Annotated in this window: 16 protein-coding genes and 1 tRNA gene; 14 read left to right on the forward strand and 3 right to left on the reverse strand. The window is 71.4% G+C overall.

Features of this window, described 5'->3' with window-relative positions; all coding sequences use genetic code 11:
• The first annotated feature begins 71 nt into the window (after positions 1 to 71).
• Positions 72 to 644, forward strand: a complete 573-nt coding sequence (locus GA0115234_RS29625) for a TetR/AcrR family transcriptional regulator (RefSeq protein WP_093547807.1) — start codon at positions 72 to 74, stop codon at positions 642 to 644.
• A gap of 61 nt (positions 645 to 705) precedes the next feature.
• Here the strand turns inward: GA0115234_RS29625 and GA0115234_RS29630 are convergent, their stop codons facing one another.
• Positions 706 to 1,656, reverse strand: coding sequence for an alpha/beta fold hydrolase (locus GA0115234_RS29630; RefSeq protein ID WP_093548316.1), 951 nt, complete (start codon positions 1,654 to 1,656; stop codon positions 706 to 708).
• A gap of 175 nt (positions 1,657 to 1,831) precedes the next feature.
• Between GA0115234_RS29630 and GA0115234_RS29635 the strand changes: the two genes are divergently transcribed.
• The 10 genes from GA0115234_RS29635 (at position 1,832) to GA0115234_RS29680 (ending at position 11,560) form a co-directional block, all read left to right on the forward strand.
• A complete protein-coding gene (locus GA0115234_RS29635; protein WP_093547809.1) occupies positions 1,832 to 2,458 on the forward strand; it encodes a TetR/AcrR family transcriptional regulator in 627 nt (208 codons plus the stop codon).
• A gap of 104 nt (positions 2,459 to 2,562) precedes the next feature.
• On the forward strand, positions 2,563 to 3,735 hold the full coding sequence (locus tag GA0115234_RS29640) for a hypothetical protein (protein ID WP_093547811.1): 1,173 nt from the start codon (positions 2,563 to 2,565) through the stop codon (positions 3,733 to 3,735).
• Positions 3,736 to 4,088: 353 nt separating this feature from the next.
• Positions 4,089 to 5,315: an ATP-binding protein gene (locus GA0115234_RS29645; protein WP_093547813.1), complete on the forward strand. Its 1,227-nt coding sequence runs from the start codon at positions 4,089 to 4,091 to the stop codon at positions 5,313 to 5,315.
• Positions 5,312 to 5,716 carry a roadblock/LC7 domain-containing protein gene (locus tag GA0115234_RS29650; RefSeq protein ID WP_093547815.1) on the forward strand — a complete coding sequence of 135 codons (405 nt, stop codon included), beginning with the start codon at positions 5,312 to 5,314 and terminating at the stop codon, positions 5,714 to 5,716. Before GA0115234_RS29645 ends, GA0115234_RS29650 begins: the two co-directional genes overlap by 4 nt.
• On the forward strand, positions 5,713 to 6,087 hold the full coding sequence (locus tag GA0115234_RS29655) for a DUF742 domain-containing protein (protein WP_093547817.1): 375 nt from the start codon (positions 5,713 to 5,715) through the stop codon (positions 6,085 to 6,087). Before GA0115234_RS29650 ends, GA0115234_RS29655 begins: the two co-directional genes overlap by 4 nt.
• Positions 6,062 to 6,652, forward strand: coding sequence for a GTP-binding protein (locus GA0115234_RS29660; protein ID WP_093547819.1), 591 nt, complete (start codon positions 6,062 to 6,064; stop codon positions 6,650 to 6,652). Before GA0115234_RS29655 ends, GA0115234_RS29660 begins: the two co-directional genes overlap by 26 nt.
• Before the next feature lie 115 nt (positions 6,653 to 6,767).
• On the forward strand, positions 6,768 to 8,162 hold the full coding sequence (locus GA0115234_RS29665; RefSeq protein WP_093547821.1) for a cytochrome P450: 1,395 nt from the start codon (positions 6,768 to 6,770) through the stop codon (positions 8,160 to 8,162).
• 495 nt (positions 8,163 to 8,657) lie between these two features.
• Positions 8,658 to 9,788 carry a cytochrome P450 gene (locus GA0115234_RS29670; protein ID WP_093547823.1) on the forward strand — a complete coding sequence of 377 codons (1,131 nt, stop codon included), beginning with the start codon at positions 8,658 to 8,660 and terminating at the stop codon, positions 9,786 to 9,788.
• Positions 9,785 to 10,564, forward strand: a complete 780-nt coding sequence (locus GA0115234_RS29675) for an enoyl-CoA hydratase/isomerase family protein (protein WP_093547825.1) — start codon at positions 9,785 to 9,787, stop codon at positions 10,562 to 10,564. Before GA0115234_RS29670 ends, GA0115234_RS29675 begins: the two co-directional genes overlap by 4 nt.
• A 225-nt stretch (positions 10,565 to 10,789) precedes the next feature.
• Positions 10,790 to 11,560, forward strand: a complete 771-nt coding sequence (locus GA0115234_RS29680) for an alpha/beta hydrolase (RefSeq protein WP_093547827.1) — start codon at positions 10,790 to 10,792, stop codon at positions 11,558 to 11,560.
• Between the two features lie 150 nt (positions 11,561 to 11,710).
• On the opposite strand, the gene GA0115234_RS29685 is transcribed toward GA0115234_RS29680, so the two are convergent.
• Together GA0115234_RS29685 and GA0115234_RS29690 are read right to left on the reverse strand one after the other, a co-directional pair.
• Positions 11,711 to 12,067, reverse strand: a complete 357-nt coding sequence (locus GA0115234_RS29685) for a hypothetical protein (RefSeq protein WP_093547829.1) — start codon at positions 12,065 to 12,067, stop codon at positions 11,711 to 11,713.
• Between the two features lie 169 nt (positions 12,068 to 12,236).
• Entirely contained in the window at positions 12,237 to 13,334 is a 1,098-nt protein-coding gene (locus GA0115234_RS29690; RefSeq protein ID WP_093547831.1) for a hypothetical protein, read from the reverse strand.
• 244 nt (positions 13,335 to 13,578) lie between these two features.
• Here GA0115234_RS29690 and GA0115234_RS29695 point away from each other — a divergent pair, with 244 nt between their 5' ends.
• The 3 genes from GA0115234_RS29695 (at position 13,579) to GA0115234_RS29705 (ending at position 17,580) form a co-directional block, all read left to right on the forward strand.
• The gene (locus GA0115234_RS29695) at positions 13,579 to 14,862 is read left to right on the forward strand and encodes an FAD-dependent oxidoreductase (protein WP_093547833.1); all 1,284 of its coding nucleotides are present in this window, start codon (positions 13,579 to 13,581) and stop codon (positions 14,860 to 14,862) included.
• An 81-nt stretch (positions 14,863 to 14,943) separates the two neighbouring features.
• Positions 14,944 to 15,018 (forward strand) — tRNA-Ala (locus GA0115234_RS29700).
• A 336-nt stretch (positions 15,019 to 15,354) separates the two neighbouring features.
• Positions 15,355 to 17,580, forward strand: a complete 2,226-nt coding sequence (locus tag GA0115234_RS29705; protein WP_093547835.1) for an MMPL family transporter — start codon at positions 15,355 to 15,357, stop codon at positions 17,578 to 17,580.
• The last annotated feature ends 10 nt before the right edge of the window (positions 17,581 to 17,590 follow it).

Raw genomic sequence — 17,590 nt, forward strand, 5'->3', positions numbered from 1 at the left:
CTCCTTGCCCGGGGAATTACGCGACCTCAAGTATCGATACCCGAGGTAGCGAAAACAAGTACCCTGTGGCCATGCCATCGAGCACATCCGCCAGACCGCCCGGCCGTCCACGCACGGGCATCAATGCCACGGTCTTCGCCGCCACGCTGAGCACGGTGCGGGAGCTCGGCTACGCGCGCGCCACCGTCGAGCGCATCGCCGCCGCGGCCGGTATCGCGAAGTCGACGGTCTACCGGCGCTGGCCGTCGAAGGGCGAGCTGATCGTGGACTGCCTCCTGGACGCGCTCGGCCCGGCGCCGCTGGAGGGCGGCGACCGGGCCGAGCGCATGGCCTCGGCCATCCGCTGGACAGCGGCCAGGATCGGCGAGCCCGGGGTGGGTGACACGTTCGCCGGCGTGTTCAGCGACGCCGTCAGCGACCCGGCCCTGCGCGAGATCCTGTCCACGCGCTTCCAGGCCCCGTACCTGCTCGCCTTCCAGGAGGCCCTCGGCGAGCCGGAACACCGGGTCCTGTTCTTCATCGACGTCGTCGTCGGCGTCCTGCTCCACCGGATGGGCATGACCGGCGAGCCGATGGCCGATGCCGATGTCGACGCGCTGGTCGACATGGTCCTGCCGTACTTCGCGGACGGTCCCTGCCCGTAGGGCCTCTCGCCGGACGGCCCGCGCCCGTGGCCAGTACCTCTCCGGCGGGCAGGCGGTGCCGTCACGCGTCGGTGGTGCCCCGGCGCGTGGACGGGTCGCGGGAGTCGATGTCGTCCATGAAGGCCAGCATCCGGGTGTTGACCAGCTCGGGGTGGTCGATCTGCGGTCCGTGGCCGGTCGCCGCGACGATCTCGGCGCGGGCGCCGGGAATCAGGCGGGGCACCCGCTCCAACTGCCGCTGCGGGTGTACGAGGAGGCTGCGCTTGCCCATGACGAGGTAGAGCGGGGTCCGGATGGAGCGCAACGCGTCCTCGGCCAGCGGCAGAGGTGCGGGACGGCGAATCCGAAAGGCCCGGGTGCCTGCCTGGACCCACTTCCGCACCTCGGGAACGGCGATGACCGGCTGCTCCAGCCAGGAGGCGAGGCGCGGACGCAGCGCTTTGGGAGCGAAGCTGGCGAAGAGGCTCACGAAGACCCATGCGAAGAAGCGCAGGCCCACCTTTTCCAGGCCGCCCGGGTCGAGGGCGGTGACGGAGGCGAGCCGTCCGGGCCGCAGGTGGGCCTGGTTGAGCACCAGCCAGCCGCCGTACGACGAGCCGACGAGGTGGACCCGGTCGAGGCCGAGCCCGTCGAGGGCCTCGTCCATCCACTGCGCGGCGCGCTCGGGCTGCCACATGGGCTCGCGGTGGACGCTGCGCCCGGCGTCGCCGGGGGTGTCGAGCGCGTAGACGGGCCGTTCGGCGCTGAGCGCGGGGGTGTTGGGATACCACATCGCCGAGCAGTAGCCCGCGCCGTGGATCAGGACCACTGGGGTGCGGGACTCGGCGGCCGGGTCGGCGGGGCCGTACCGGTAGACGTGGGTGGTGCCGAAAGTGGTCTCGACGTCGGTCTCGGAGCGGGCCGGCGCACCCAGCGCGTAGACGGCCTCGCAGGCGGCGAAGTACCGGTCGCGCAGGGTGTCGTTGACATAGCGGCCGATGTCACGGCGGGCACGGGTCGCGTTCTCGGGCACAGCGTCACCTCCGATGAGGATCCATGGGATCCATGGGATCCGGCGGGATCCGGTGGGGATCGATTCTTCGTGATACGACCGTACCATCATGTTGGTACGGCGGTACCATGAAGCCCTCCGGGCAGACCGGAGTACGCAGCCACGACCGACGGGCGGGGACAGGGGACACGGGAGCATGCCGAAGCGCGTGGACCACGAGGAACGGCGGGGCCAGATCGCCGAGGCGCTCGTCCGGGTCGCCGGGCGGCGCGGGCTGCACGCGGTCGGCATGCGGGACGTGGCGGCCGAGGCCGGCGTCTCGCTGCGGCTCGTGCAGTACTACTTCGGAACCAAGGAGAAGCTGCTGCTCTACGGGCTCCAGCATCTGACCGACCGGTTCACCGAGCGGGTGGGCGCCCGCCTCCGGGCCGTCGGCAGGGACCCCGGTCCGCGCGCGACCGCCGAGGCGCTGCTCCTGACCTCCCTCCCGACCGACGAGGAGAGCCGCACCTTCCACCTCCTCTACACCTCGTACGCGGTCCTGTCCGTGACCGACGAGGCGCTGGCCGCCCAGCCCTTCATCGCCAACCCCGACGCCGCCGAGGACGCCCTGGCCGGGCTGCTGCGCCAGGCCCAGGAGTCCGGACTGGCCGATCCCGGCGTGGACGCGCGCACGGAGGCCATCGGCCTGCTCGCCATGGCGGCGGCCATGGGCACCAGCATCCTGGTGGGCCAGCGCGGTCCGGAGTCGGCCACCGAGGTGCTGCGCCACCATCTGGACCGCATCTTCACGCCCCCGGACGACGGCCCTCCGGCTCCCTGACCCGCACGGGCGAGCCACCGCACCGCACCTCGCCCGCCGCCCGGCCTCGGACCCGGACCCCGCACACTGGTGGGGAAGTTGCGTACGAGCGAGCGGGGGAACGGGTGGAGAGCTGGGCGCGGCGGCATCGCGGGTGGCTGTGGGGTTCGGTCGGCGCGCTGGTCGTGCTGGTGGCCGTCGGGGTCTCGGTCCGGGCGCCGGTGGAGGACTGGTGGCTGGCGCGCGAGGCGTGCGGCGGCGAGTTGCCGGGGGACGATCTGAAGACGGTACGGGCGGATGTGCGGCTCGGCTCGGAGAAGGAGTCCTTCGACGAGGAACTCGGGGCCTATCACTGTGTGCTGACGAGCGACCTGGGCAAGGTCGTGGTCGCCGTGGACACCTATCCGGCGGGGTCGGACCGGGACCAGGAGCTGGCGTTCGCCGCCCGGTCCTACGCACCGCACGCCGTGCTGCCCGGCGGACTGCCGGGCTTCGAGGACGAACACAGCCGCGTCCTCCTGATGCCCGAGTGCCCGAGCGGCGGCAAGGGCTCCTCCGGGAAGCCCCGCAGGCTGCTGGTGGGGACCTGGGCCTACTTCGCCGAGAGCCGCGAGGAGAAGGCCGCCATGCTGCGGCTCGCGGTGCGGATGACCAATGCGGTGACCGGCAAACTCGGCTGCGGCGGCGAGCCGTTGCCCGCGCCGGAGGACGGGGCGGTACCGGACACGGGTACGTACCTGCCCCGCGCGGCGGCGAAGGGCACCGCCTGCGACGCGCTCGCCACCACACGCGTCCCGGCGGAAGGGCGCGACGGGAAGGTCCGCATCGCCGTCGCCGACGGCGGGATCGTCGGACGGTGCACCCTGCGCGCGCCGGGCGAAGGCGGCGACGGCACGAAACCGGGCAGACCGCTGGTCGAGCTCACCAGCTGGCGCGGGGACTGGGGCACGGCCTCGCGCGAGACGGGTTCGGGCACCGACCCGCTGTCGGGCGCGGGCAGCGCCCGGGAGCCCGTGCTGACCGATTCCCTGGCATGGGCCGCCGCCACGTGCGGGGGCGAGGACGTCGGCTTCGCCGCGCACTGGGGCGAGGACTACTCCTACCGGAAGGCGGGCAAGCCTTCCGACTCTCCGACCGGCCCGCCTTCGGGCACTCCTTCCGGCCCGCCTTCCGGCCCGCCGACCGCGGCCGAGCGGGACGAGCGGCGCGCGCTGCTGGGCGAGTACGTGACCGCGTTCGCGAAGGACCAGGTCCGGCGCGGCGCCTGCACGGGGCTGCGACTGCCCGCGCACCCCTGAGACGGGCCGCCGGGGAGCGCGGCGCCGGCCGCCTGCCGCCCGGCACGCCGCCCGCCCCCCTGGCACACGGCCTGCCAACCGGCCCGCGACGCGGGACGCTTGTGAACATTCGGCGTCAACAGTGCAACTGGCGTGTCCGTCTTGACAATTGCCAGCCTGACCGATGTTAAGATCATCTTACTTCCAGTGGGCTGATGGCATATGGGGGCATTCCGGGAGGGATGAATTCCTCGGCCCCACACCCGGAGGGGCCCTCCCTGGGTGGCGCAGACCGTGGCTCGACCGGCCCGGCACTGCGGCACATGAGGGAGTGTCAAGCCGTATCCATAGCCATGGCACTTGAAGTGAGTCTCATGACATTTGCACAGGGCCCTCTTCTGTGGGCACTGGTTGTCGTCGCGCTGGTCGCCGTGGGTGCCGTTCTGCGGGCTCGCAGGACCAACATCGGACTGCGCAGACAGAACGCCGAACTCCATCAGCAACGGGATGTGCTGCAGAGACAGCGGGACGAACTCCACGTCGCCTACGCCGGGCTGACGCACCAGCACTCCGCCGAGCTCGCCGAGGTCCGCAAGGACGCCGAGGAGGAGACCAAGGCGGTCCTCAAGGCCGCCGTGCGTACCCTCCAGGGCCTCGCGGACGAGCAGCAGGTGGTCATCGAGAACGCCCAGCGCAAGTACGGCGACGACCCCGGCATCCTCGCCGACCTGATGGCCATCGACCACGCCAACAGCCAGTTCGGGCGCCGGGCGCAGGGCATCGCGGTGCTCTGCGGCGGCTGGCTCGGGCGCCGGGAGACCGTCGCCTCCGTCTTCGACGTGGCCCGCAGCGCCCAGGGCCGTATCCGGCAGTTCGACCGGGTGCGGGTCAACGGGCAGGTGAACTTCTCGGTCGTCAGCAGGGCCGTGGAGCCCGTGGCGGTCGTCCTCGCCGAGCTGCTGGCCAACGCCACCAACTACTCCGCCCCGGGCGCCCCGGTGGAGATCAACATCCAGGCGGTCCCGACGGGCGTCTGCCTCATCGTCGACGACGCCGGTCTCGGCATGGGCCAGGAGGAGAAGGACCGCGCGGCGGCCCTCCTCGCCCCGCAGGCCGCGATCAGCGTCTCCAGCCTGGGCATTCCCCCCCAGTTCGGGTTCGCCGTCTCCGGGCTGCTGGCCGCCCGCTACGGGTTCAAGGTCTCGGTGGACTCCGTATCCCCCTATGGAGGCGTACGCGCGGTGGTTCTCCTGCCCGACGAGTTGCTCACCGGCGACGTCCCGTCGCCGCCCCCGGTCGCCGCCGAGCACCATGACGCCGACGTGGCGGCCCTGCCCCGGCGTCAGGCGCCCGCGCCGTCCCCGACCCCCCTGTTCCCCCCGGTCGCGCAGTCGGCCGCCGCTCCGCAGCCCATCGGGCCCGCCACCACCTCCGGCGGCCTGCCCAAGCGTCGTCGCAAGAGCCCGGTGTCGGTCGTGCCGTCGACCGAGCCGGGACCGGTGCGCAGCAACGAGGAGACCGCTTCCCGTCTGGGCGCGTTCCAGCGTGGAACCCGGTCCGGGCGTGACACGACGACGATGGAAGGACCCGAGTTCCAGTGAACCCCGATCTGTCCTGGGTGCTCAACGACCTGATCCAGGTACCCGGCGCACGGCATGCGATCCTCGTCTCCGCCGATGGTCTGCTGCTGGCCAGCTCCAGTGAGATCGGCCGGGACGACGCGGAGACCGTGGCGGCCGCGATGAGCTCCATGCAGTCGCTGAGCCGGGCCGTCGCGCCCTTCATCGGGGCCCAGGCCCCGGGCCGCTGGCGCCAGACGCTGCTGGAGTACGACCACGGCTGGATCTTCCTGATCGCGGCGGGCACCGGCGCGTACCTGGCGGCCGCCGCCGCGGCCGATGTGGACATGGAGGCCATGTCCTTCCGCATGCAGCAGCAGGTCACCGCGCTGGGGAAGGCGATGACCACACCTCCCCGCCAGGACGCGGGAATCGACGTATGACGGCGCCGGGCGAGGAGCAGGCGGTCAACAGCGGGTTCGTCCGGTCCTACGTCATCACCGGCGGGCGCGGCCTGCCCGATGCGGAGGAGCTCTCCCTCGTCACTCTGGTCACCATCGCACCCGAGCGGCAGCCGCCCCCGAACCCGAGCCCCGAGGTCCGGGCGATCTGGGACCTGTGCTCGGGCGGCTATCTGTCGGTGGCCGAGGTGGCGGGTCACCTCGGCCAGCCGGTCGGTGTGGCCCGGCTGCTGCTGAACGACTTAGCGGAACAAGGTCACCTGATGCGCCGCAAGGCGCCCCCGCCGGCCCAGCTCGTTGACAGGAAGATCCTCGAAGAGGTGTTGCATGGACTCCACGTCCGGTTCGGCTGACAGCATCTATGTGCCGGACGCGGTACGGCGTGCGGCGAAGATTCTCGTCGTCGGACACTTCGCCGTGGGCAAGACGACGCTCATCGGCACCCTCTCCGAGATCACTCCGCTGCGTACCGAGGAGCGGATGACGCAGGCCGGGGCGCACATCGACGATCTGCGGGGCGCACCGGACAAGGTGACCACGACGGTCGCGCTGGACTTCGGCCGTCTGACGCTCAGCGACGAACTGGTGCTGTACCTGTTCGGTACGCCGGGCCAGCAGCGCTTCGTCGAGCTGTGGGAGGACATGGCGCGCGGCTCGCTGGGCGCCCTGCTCCTGGTCGACCCGGCCCGTCTCGCCGACACCTTCCCGGTGATCGACCTGGTCGAGACGTACGGGCTGGAGTACGCGGTCGCGGTGAACAGCTTCGACCCGTACTCCCGGCATGCCGAGGAGGAGCTGCGCGAGGCTCTCGATCTGCTGCCGGACACCCCGGTCGTGTACTGCGACGCCCGGGACGAGAAGTCGTCCGCGCGGGCCCTGATCACTCTCGTCCAGCACCTTCTGGCACACGTGGCCTGAGGAGCCGCCGGCCCGCCGCCGTTCCGGCGGCCGGGCCGGGCCATGGCTTCCGGGCCCGTTCTCCGTCCGCCGTCCGGGCCCCTCCGGGGTCCGCGATCACATCGAGGAATCACACATGGACTCGTCGCCGGGATCCACCCCGTACAGCGCCCCCACCGGGTGCCCGATGCGCGGTGAGCGACAGACCTCGCTCTACGGGCCGGAGTTCGCGTCCGATCCGCAGCGCGTCTACGACGCGTTCCGGGCGCACGGGCTCGCCGCCCCGATCGAGCTGGCCCCCGGTGTGGAGGCCACCTTGATCGTGCAGCACGAGGCGGCGCTCCGGGTGCTGCAGAATCCGTCCTTCTTCGCCCGTGACGCCCGGCGCTGGGCCGCGCTGCGGGAGGGCCGCGTACCGCTGGACAGCCCGGTGCTGCCGATGATGGCGTACCGGCCCAACTGCCTGTTCACGGACGGCACCGAGCACCTGCGGCTGCGCAAGGCGGTCACCGAGAGCCTCGGCCGGCTCAACACCACCCGGCTCAGCCGGGACGTGGAGCGGATCGCGGACTACCTCATCGACCAGTTCATCGAACGCGGCAGCGCGGACCTGCTCGGCGACTACGCCAAGCTGCTGCCGCTCCTGCTGTTCAACCAGCTCTTCGGCTGCCCCGGCGACATCGGCGACCGGCTGACCCGCAGCATGTCCGCGATCTTCGACGGCGAGGACGTGCTCCGCGCCAACGCCGAGCTGACCGAGTGCCTGATGGAGCTGGTCGCGCTGAAGCGGCGGCAGCCCGGTGAGGACATCACCTCCTGGCTCATCCAGCACCCGGCGGGATTGCGGGACGAGGAGCTCAAGGACCAGCTCGTCATGCTGATGGGCGCGGGCATCGAGCCGGAGCGCAATCTGATCGCCAACGCGCTGCTGCTCATGCTGTCCAGCGACAACGGGTCCGGGCAGCGGCGGGGCACCGGGATGCTGGTCGAGGACGCCCTCGACGACGTGCTGTGGAACAACCCGCCGATCGCCAACTACGCGACGCACTACCCGGTCCAGGACATCGACCTGGGCGGGGTGACGCTGAAGGCGGACACCCCGGTCCTGATCAGTTTCGCCGCCGCGAACAGCGACCCCGCGCTCACCGACGCCCGCCAGACCCTGAGCAAGGGCGCGCATCTGGCCTGGGGCGCGGGCCCGCACGTCTGCCCTGCGAAGTCCCCCGCGCAGCTCATCGCCCTCACCGCGATCGAGAAGGTGCTCAACTCGGTGCCCGACCTCGCCCTCGCGGTGCACCCCTCCGGTGTCGAGTGGCGGCCGGGCCCCTTCCACCGGGCCATGGTGGCGCTGCCCGTCGTCTTCAGCCCGGCCCCGGCCCGCCGGACGACCGCCGCCCCGGCGGCGCAGTCGCCCGTACCGTCCCGCAGCGCCGCCCCGGACGAGACACCGGCCGCGCACTACGACCACGCGGAGCCGCAGAAGAAGACGAAGGGCTGGTGGAGTTCCTTCCTGGACGTGTTCCGGGTGTGACGGACGCCGGACGGGATGTGCCGGGCGCCTGACGGGACGTGACGGGAGCCTGACGAGATGTTCCGTGCGCCCGGCGAAATGTGACGGTCCCTCAACAGGATGTGACGGACAGTCAACGGGACGTGACAGGCACCGCTCGGGACGTGACGAACATCCCTCCGGGACACGCCCGGCACCATGTACGCATAAGACGGTCTTTCATAGGCGTAACAGCTGTGGCTCAGGAGGGAGTTGAGACGCACGAGACAAATGACAAGGGGCCGCAGCAGGGTTTCTCTGTGATACGGGCAACAACAATCCACGCATGGCTGACATATGCGGAGGGGTAGGTTCTGCCGGTAACCATGAGCCCAGGCCAAGGAACTCTGCGTGAGCGCTATATGTGGCACAGACAGGCCCCCCGTCGACCGCCGTGCCCTCATCACTCTCCTGAGACGTCTCAAATCGCCCGAGGGGCAGGCTGATCCCTACCCTCTGCTGGCCGACCTGAGAGCCATGGGCGATGTCGTACGTGCTCCCTGGGACGCCTACTTCGTCACGGGCTACGACGCGTGCAGCGAAGTGCTGCGCGGCCGCGACTGGCTGGCGCCCGACTTCGCCTGGCAGGAACGCCAGGCGGACACCGAGCGCTGGGAGGCCGTCGCCACGCAGGAGATGACCAAGACCCTCTCCCGCCTCAACGCCCCCGAGCACACCTGCCAGCGCCGCAGCCTCGGCAACCTCTTCGACCGGTCGACCATCACCCGGCTGACCCCCCGGGTCGAGGAGCACGTCTCCCGGCTCCTCGACGAGCTGGCCGAAAAACTGCGCCGGGGCGAGGCGGACTTCGTCAGCACCGTCAGCGAGCAGCTCCCGATCAGCACCATCGGGTCCTGGCTGGGGATACCGCCCGAGGACTACGCGCACATCCTGGAGATCACCCACAACCAGGTGCACGCCCAGGAGCTGCTACCCACCAAGAGCCAGCTCGCCGTGTCCGCCGAGGCCACCGTCCAGCTGCGCACCTACTTCACCGAGCTGGTGGAACAGCGCCGTGCCAACCCCGGCAACGACGTCCTGACCGGCTGGATCCACACCTGGGACGCCCGCGAACCCGACCGCGCGACGGCGGACGAGATCCTCTACCGGCTCACCATGTTCGTCACCATCGCCTCCCTGGAGACCACCGCCACGCTGCTCTCGGCCATGGTGGAGCTGCTCATGAAGGAGCCCGGCCGCTGGGCCTGGCTCGGGGAGAACCCCGGCCACATCGACGCCGCCGTCGACGAGGTCCTGCGGTACGACCCGCCGATCCACATCAACACCCGGATCGCGGCGGAGGACACCGTGCTGGCGGGCGTCCCGATCGCCAAGGACAGCATGGTCCACGTCATGTACGGAGCCGCCAACCACGACCCCCGGCGCAACGAGGACCCGGACACCTTCGACGTCCGGCGCGGCGGTACGCATCTGACCTTCGGGGGCGGGGTGCACTACTGCCTCGGCGCGGCGCTCGCCCGCCTGGAGGCGCGCACGCTCCTCACCCAGTTGCTGAAACGGTTCCCCACCCTGCGCACCGTCTCTCCGGCCGCGTACGCGTCCCGGCTGGTCTTCCGACGGGTCACCTCGCTGAGCGTGGCGATATGAAGCTCTCGCTCGCGCAGTACCTGTCCTCGCAGCGCCGGCCGAGCACGGTGCGCACCGAACGCGAGGGCGCCGTCCTCCGCGTGGAGCTGGATTCCCCGGACACCGGCAACGCGGTCACCGAGGCGATGCTGGACGATCTGCTGACGGTCCTGGCCGTGCCGGACCCCGACGTCCGGGTGCTGGTGCTCAGCGGGGCCGGAGACGACTTCTGCCTGGGCGGCGACCGGAACGAGTTCGCCGACTGGCTCGACGACGACCCCACCGGGCGGGGCATCCGGATCGCCGGTGACAAGGCCCGCCGGGTCTGCGAGGCGATCTCCGGCAACCACGCCGTCACCATCGCCCGGATCCAGGGCAAGGCGATCGGCGCGGGCCTCGCGCTGGCCCTCGCCTGCGATCTGCGCGTGGGCGCCGACACCGCCGGTTTCCGGCTGCCGGAGCTGGCGCTCGGACTGCCCACCGCCTGGGGCGGCGTGCTCCCCCGGCTCATCCACGAGGTCGGCGCCGCCCGCGCCCGCGAACTCATCCTCACCGGCCGCGCCTTCGACGCCATCGAGGCGCACGAGCTGTCGGTCCTCCAGCGCATCGTCCCCGAGAGAGAACTCGACGACGCGGTCACCGCCTGGGCCAAACCCATCGTGCGCCGCCCCGAGGCCGCCCTGCGCGTCACGAAGGCACTCCTCAACTCCTACGCCGCCCCGACCCGGCTGGCCGACCCGTCCGTACTGGACGCCGAACTCATGGCCACCGTCGCGGCGGCGACCCGGCGACGGTAGGGGCGCGGCGGCGGCCCACCAGGCAGGCCGTGGCGGAGGAAAAGGGTTGGGCGGGACGGTGGGCGGGCTGGTAGTTTGCGCGTGACCGTGACACCGCCCGAGGAGGTGAGACCCATGAACGCAGTATCGATGTGGGTGCTCCCCCTTTCCGTCACGGCCGGGCGATTGACGTAGGTGTCGCCGGGAGCGCCTCCACTTCCAGGCACTCCCGAAAGGGCAACACCTATGAACTCTCTGCAATTCACCGCCGAGTCGTCGTCCAACGGCATGCTCGAACGCGACTTCACCGTGGGCGGTATCCCCGGCGTTCTCTGGTCGCCGGCCTCCGGCGCGGCCGGGCGAGCGCCCCTGGTCCTGATGGGCCACGGCGGCGGCGCCGACAAGAAGCACCGGGCGATGGTGGGCCGCGCCCACCGTCTCGTGACCGGCTGCGGCTTCCATGCCGCCGTCATCGACGCGCCCGGTCACGGCGACCGGCCGCGCTCCGCACAGGACGAGCAGGAGATCGCCGAGCTGCGCCGGGCGCAGACGGCGGGCGAGCCGGAACGCCCGATCATCGTCCGTTACAACGCCCGCCTGGCGGAACTCGCCGTGCCCGAGTACCGGGCGGCCCTGGACGCGCTCCAGGAACTTCCGGAGATCGGGGCGGATGGGCCGGTGGGCTACGTCGGCATCGCCATGGGCACCGCGATCGGGGTGCCGCTGGTGGCGGCCGAGCCCAGGATCGCGGCCGCGGTCTTCGGCATGATGTGGCCCGACGCCCTGTTCGAGGCGGCGAAGCGGATCACCGTCCCGGTCGAGTTCGCCATGCAGTGGGACAACGAGCGCGTCTCGCGCGAGTCCAGCCTCGCGCTGTTCGACGCCTTCGCCTCGCGGGAGAAGTCGTTGCACGCCAACGCGGGCAGGCATGTCGGCATGCCCATGTTCGAGGTCGACAGCTCGGTCCGGTTCTTCGCCCGGCATCTCCTCGGCCGGGCGGGCACCTCGCCGGCCTGAGCGTGAGCGGTCGCGGCGTCCGTGCCTTCCCGGCCGGGCGCCGCGGCCTCGGTCCCGGGCCGGGGCGAGTGAGGCGGGTCAGGCGCCCGCAAGCGCTCCCGCGCCTTTGGGGCGGGAGCGCTGTTGCTCCGCTCCGTTCTACGGCTTGGCTCAGCAGAGCACGGTGACACCCGTGACGCGGTTGTTGGGGTCGAGCCCACGGCTGGTCCAGGCCTCGACGCGGTCCCACCTCTGGTCCGTGTAGTGGACGTCGAAAGCCCGGCCATTGGCGTAGCCGCGGTCGTGGAAGTCATTGATGCCGTAGACACCGCAGCCGGTCATGTTCCAGAACGGCCCGCCCGGACCCTGGCGTCCGAGCGACAGCCTGAGGCACGCGTTCGGGGAATCGCACGAGATGGACCAGTACCCGCCGTTGGCGGAGGCCGGGCTTCCCGCGAGTACCACCATGGCTCCCACGGCGGTGGCCAGGGTCGTGGCCCAGGCAGTGAATCGGCTGATCGGCCGCATCTCAGATCCCCCATCTCCCGAGGTCGGATTCTCCGCCCCGGTCCGGTAAAGGCTCACCAGGCACAGACGCCTCTCTGTGCGAGCAGGCGCGTGCCTGCGAGGACCAAATCTGCCGGGCGGGGCCATGCGTTCACAGGGGGAGTTCTGCGTATGGACAGACGCACCCCGGTCAGGCCTCGGCCGGTGATGCCGCCGGCGTGCCGTTGATCAGGGCGATGCGTTCGCGCCAGGGGAGGGGTTCGGGTTCCGCTTCGGCGGCGGCGCGGCGGCAGGAAGGGCATTCGGATTCGCCGAACATCGGGCGGAAGAGGTGGGGTTCGCCGGGGCCCGAGCATTCGACGAGTTCGGGGAGGGGTGGGCGTTCGCAGGGCTGGTGCTGGACCGGGGGTTCGGGGAGTTTCCGGTGGAGGCGGTAGCGCAGGAAGCCGACTGCCGAGCGGATGCCCTCCTGCGGGCGTTCGGCGAGCAGGGCGTGGCGCAGGTCGGCTTCGCTCGCCCCGCGTTCGAACCACTCGGCGGCCTCCACCGCGAGGTCGCGGGCCTCGGCCACGCCCAGGCGCAGTTCGCGGCGGGTGTGGCGCAGGGAGAGCAGGACCCTTTCGGCGCGGGCCAGTTGGGCCGGGTTCGCCGTGAAGGCCTGCGGATTTGCCGTGGGGGCCTGCGGGGGCGGTGTGGGGGTCCGCGAGGGGGGCGTCGAGGTCTGCTGGGGCGGCTCGGGTGCCGGAGCTGGCGCGGGGTGTGGTGCGGAGCCTGGTGCGGGGCGCGGTGCTGAGCCTGGTGCGGGCTCAGGTTCGGTGGGTGGGTGGGGAGTTGTCTTGTCACAGTGGTCTTCTACCGGTTCATAGCCACCGGCCACCCGAGGGGTCGGCTCGCCGACCGTCGGGAACTGCGTACTCGGTGGCGCGGCGGCAACCGACGGAGCGGCGACCGGCGGGGCGGGCGGCCGTAGGAGGCGTAACGCCTGCTCACCCGTCAGGGGGGTGTTCGCGACGAGCTGGTCGGTCAGCCAGCGGCCTCCCTCGGCCTGGCTCCGCCGCTCGTGCACATAGCCGTGCTCGACCAGCTGGCCCTTCGCCTTCTGGTACGCGCGGCCCTTGATGCCCACCTTGTTGGCCAGTTCGCTCAACGGCTTGCACGTGGCGTCGCCCGGGAGGCCCTGGACGTAGAGGAGCAGGATCTTCGCGTCGCTGTTCAGACGCGGATGACGGACGACATCGTTCGATGCCTTCGTATAGCGCGCGGACGGCGCGATAGCATGACGCAGCATTTCCGGTGGCCTCTCAGCTCCACTGGCGGTGTAGGCCCTCGGATTGGTGTTGTCGCACCGCCGGGGGCCGCCCTATACACACGAACGCGCACAGAGTGTGATGATGCGGTCACCGTAGCGCACCACGCCCATCTCCCGCCACGCGGACGGAACTTCGCGGGATTGCACCGTCCCCTCGCCCGCGATGCGGTCCGATCCGTACGATTGAAACGTATCAATCCACCGATCGAGGCGTGAGACATCCATGCGAACGAACGCGTACGACATCGCTGTCATAGGCGGCGGGCCCTCCGGAGTCCCGGCTGCCCTCCAGGCCGCCCAACTCGGCGCGCGCACACTGCTGGTGGAGAAGAACGCCGGGCTGGGCGGCACGACCACCAGCGCCAATGTCGCGTTCCCCGGGCTCTTCCACGCCTGGGGCGAGCAGGTCATCGCCGGGATCGGCTGGGAACTGGTGTGCAGGGCCGTCGAGTTGAGCGGCGACGCGCTGCCGGACTTCCGGGACGACGAACGCCCGCACTGGCAGCGGCAGGTGCGGGTGAACGCACCGCTGTACGGGGCGCTGCTCCTGGAGGAGGTCCACCGCAGCGGCCTCGATCTGCGGCTGCACACCATGCCCGCCTCCGCGCACTGGACCGGTGAGCTGTGGGAGCTCCGGTTGTGCGGCAAGGACGGGATCGAACCGGTCACCGCCCGGCGGCTCGTCGACTGCACCGGTGACGCGGACGTGATCGGCCTGGCCGGGCTGGAGCGTCGGCGCAACCAGGACCGTCAGCCCGGCACCATCGACATCCGGCTCTCCGGCTACGACGTCGACGCCCTCGACCACGACGAGCTCGACCGCGGACACACCGAGGCGGTCCGATCGGGGGCGCTGCTCGCCTCGGACCTCGGCTCCCGGGGCCGCCCACTGCTGCCGTTCCTGGCGAAGCGGGGCGAGAACGCGATCCATCTCGTCGGGATCGAGGGAGCGACCAGCGAAGGCCGCACCGCCGGGGAGCTCGCGGGCGCGGCGGCGGTCCTGCGCATCTACCGCTTCCTGCGCACCCTGCCCGGTCTGGAGAACCTCCGGCTGGACTTCCGCGCCCCGGAGGTCGGGGTCCGCGAGAGCGTCACGATCGCGGCCCGTACGACCGTGACCGGGGAGGACTACCTGGCGGGGCGGGTCTGGGCCGACTCGGTCTGCAACAGCTTCTATCCGATCGACATCCACCGCCCGGACGGCAACGGGATCGACAAGACCCACCTGCGCCACGGCGTGGTCCCGACCGTGCCCCGCGACGCGATGGTCCCGGCCGGCAATCCGTACGCCGTCGTCGCGGGGCGCTGCGTCGGCTCCGACCAGGCGGCGAACTCCGCGCTGCGGGTCCAGGCCACGGCCATGGCCACGGGGCAGGCGGCCGGTGCGCTCGCGGCGATGTCCGCGGACCTGGGGGCGGACGTCACCGACGTACCGATGACCGACCTGCGCCGGGTGCTCGTACGCTCCGGGGCGATCGTGCCCGCGCTTCCCGCGCTTCCCGTGTGATCGTTCGTCGAGGGGTGCGGTGTTGCCGCCCGGGAAAGTCACTGTCCAGTGGTCGGGCGGGCCGTATACGATCCCCGCAAGGCGGGGTCGTAGCACAGAGGTAGTGCGCCTACACAGCATGGAGGAGGACGCCGGTTCGAATCCGGCCGCCCCGCCCCTTCACACGTCACCAGCCGCGCGCTCCGTCGTCGATGCCGCGTGCCGGTGGGGGCGTCTCACGGCGGAGGGCGGCGCTCCGGCCGCCCTGTCCCACCGCCCCTGTCCCACCGTCCTGTCCCAGGGGTACGACGGGCACGCCACGTACTGCAACCAGCGTACGTACGACTCCATGCGGGGCGACGACGACGATGACGCCCGGGTTCGCGAAGGATTGAGGCATTCCTCCGGCCCGCCCCGCCATGCCGTGCCCCGGCACGGCCCCGGCACGGCCGGAGGCCGCGGCACCGCGCCGCGATCCCGTCGCCCGATCCAGAGAGACTGGAGCGCCTCTTCGTGGCTACCTTCCTTTACCGGCTAGGCCGCTTTTCCTTCCGGAGACGCCGGCTCGTCGCCCTGCTCTGGGTGGTGGTCCTGGCCGCCTGTGCCTTCGCCGCGGCCAAGGCGCCGACCGCCCCCGAGGACGGGTTCTCGATGCCCGGAACGGAGTCGCAGAAGGCGTTCGACCTGCTGGACCAGCGCTTCCCGGGCAGCAGCTCGGACGGCGCCGACGCCCGGATCGTCTTCGTCGCGCCCGAGGGCCAGAAGGTCACCGCGCGCGCGAACAAGGCGGCCGTCGAGAAGATCGTCGCGGACGTGGCGGGCGGCGACCAGGTCAAGGGCGCCCTCGACCCGTTCAAGATGGCCGGAGCCGTGAGCAAGGACGGCACGACCGCGTACTCCACCATCAGCTACGACGTACAGAGCATCGATCTCACCGACGCCACCAAGGACGCGCTCCAGGACGCCGCGAAGCACGGGCGGGACGCCGGGCTGACCGTGGAACTCGGCGGTTCGGCCCTGGTGCCGGAGGCCGAGCTGGGCGGCACCACCGAACTCGTCGGCGTCGCCGCGGCCGCGGTCGTCCTGCTCATCACCTTCGGTTCGCTCGCCGCGGCGGGCCTCCCGCTGCTCACCGCGATCGTCGGCATAGGCATCGGCGTGGCGTCGATCGTCGCCGTCGGGATGTCGACCACGACCACCACGCTCGCCATGATGCTGGGGCTCGCGGTCGGCATCGACTACGCCCTGTTCATCGTCTCGCGCTACCGGACCGAACGCGCGGAGGGCCACGACGCCGAGGAGGCCGTGGCACGGGCCGTGGGCACGGCGGGTTCCGCCGTCGTCTTCGCCGGTCTCACCGTGGTCATCGCGCTGGCGGGACTGTCCGTGGTCGGCATCCCCGTCCTCACCAAGATGGGCCTCGCCGCCGCGAGCACCGTCGTGATCGCCGTCCTGGTCGCGGTCACCCTGCTGCCCGCGCTGCTCGGCTTCTTCCGCCGGGCCGTCCTGCCGCGCACCGTGCGCAGGCCCCGGGGCGGGCAGCGCGCCCGGACCTCGGCCGAACGGCCCAACCTGGGCACCCGCTGGGCCCGTGCCGTGATCCGGCGGCCGCTCGCCGTCCTGGTGCTCGCCGTGCTCGGCCTCGGGCTGATCTCCGTACCCGCGCTCGATCTCCAGCTCGGCATGCCGGGCGACGAGTCGCAGCCCACCTCGACCACCCAGCGCCGCGCCTACGACGCCCTGGCCGACGGCTTCGGCCCCGGCTTCAACGGGCCGCTCACCGTGGTCGTCGACGCGAAGGCGTCGAAGGACCCGAAGGCCGCCGCGGCGCGGGCCGCGAAGCAGCTCACCGCCACCGAGGGGGTCGTGGTGGTGACGCCCGCCGCCTTCAACGAGGCCGGGGACACGGCGGTGCTCACCGCCGTACCCTCCACCGGCCCCAGCTCCGAGGCCACCACGGAACTCGTCCGCACCATCCGTGACGAGGCGCGCGGACTGGAGTCCGGGACCGGCGCGAAGCTGCTCGTCACGGGCGCGACCGCGGTGAACATCGACGTGTCGCAGAAGGTCACCGACGCGCTGCTGCCCTACCTCGCGCTCGTCGTCGGCCTCGCCTTCCTGCTCCTGATGGTCGTCTTCCGCTCGCTGCTGGTCCCGCTCAAGGCGGCGCTCGGCTTCCTGCTCTCGGTGGCGGCGGCCTTCGGCACGATCGTCGCGGTCTTCCAGTGGGGCTGGCTCGCCGACGTCCTCGGCGTCGAACAGACCGGGCCGGTGATGAGCATGATGCCGATCTTCCTGATCGGCGTGGTCTTCGGTCTGGCCATGGACTACGAGGTCTTCCTCGTGACCCGGATGCGGGAGGCGTACGTCCACGGGGAGCGGCCGGGCGCGGCCGTCGTCACCGGGTTCCGGCACAGCGCGCGGGTCGTCGGCGCCGCCGCCGTCATCATGATCGCGGTGTTCGCCGGGTTCATCGGGATGAGCGATTCGATGATCAAGATGATGGGCGTCGGCCTCGCCTCGGCCGTCCTCTTCGACGCGTTCGTCGTCCGGATGACGCTCGTCCCGGCCGTGCTCGCCCTCCTGGGCGACCGGGCGTGGTGGCTGCCGAAGTGGCTGGCGAAGGCCGTGCCGGAGGTGGACGTCGAGGGCGAGAAGCTGAACCACGCCGGACCGGCGGCGCTCCGGCCCGGGACGGAGACCGACACGGAGACCGAGCCCGAGCCCGTACGTATCTGAGGTACGGGCG

Origin of the sequence: Streptomyces sp. DvalAA-43, assembly GCF_900091725.1 — a bacterium.
GTDB classification, from domain to species: Bacteria; Actinomycetota; Actinomycetes; order Streptomycetales; family Streptomycetaceae; genus Streptomyces; species Streptomyces pulveraceus.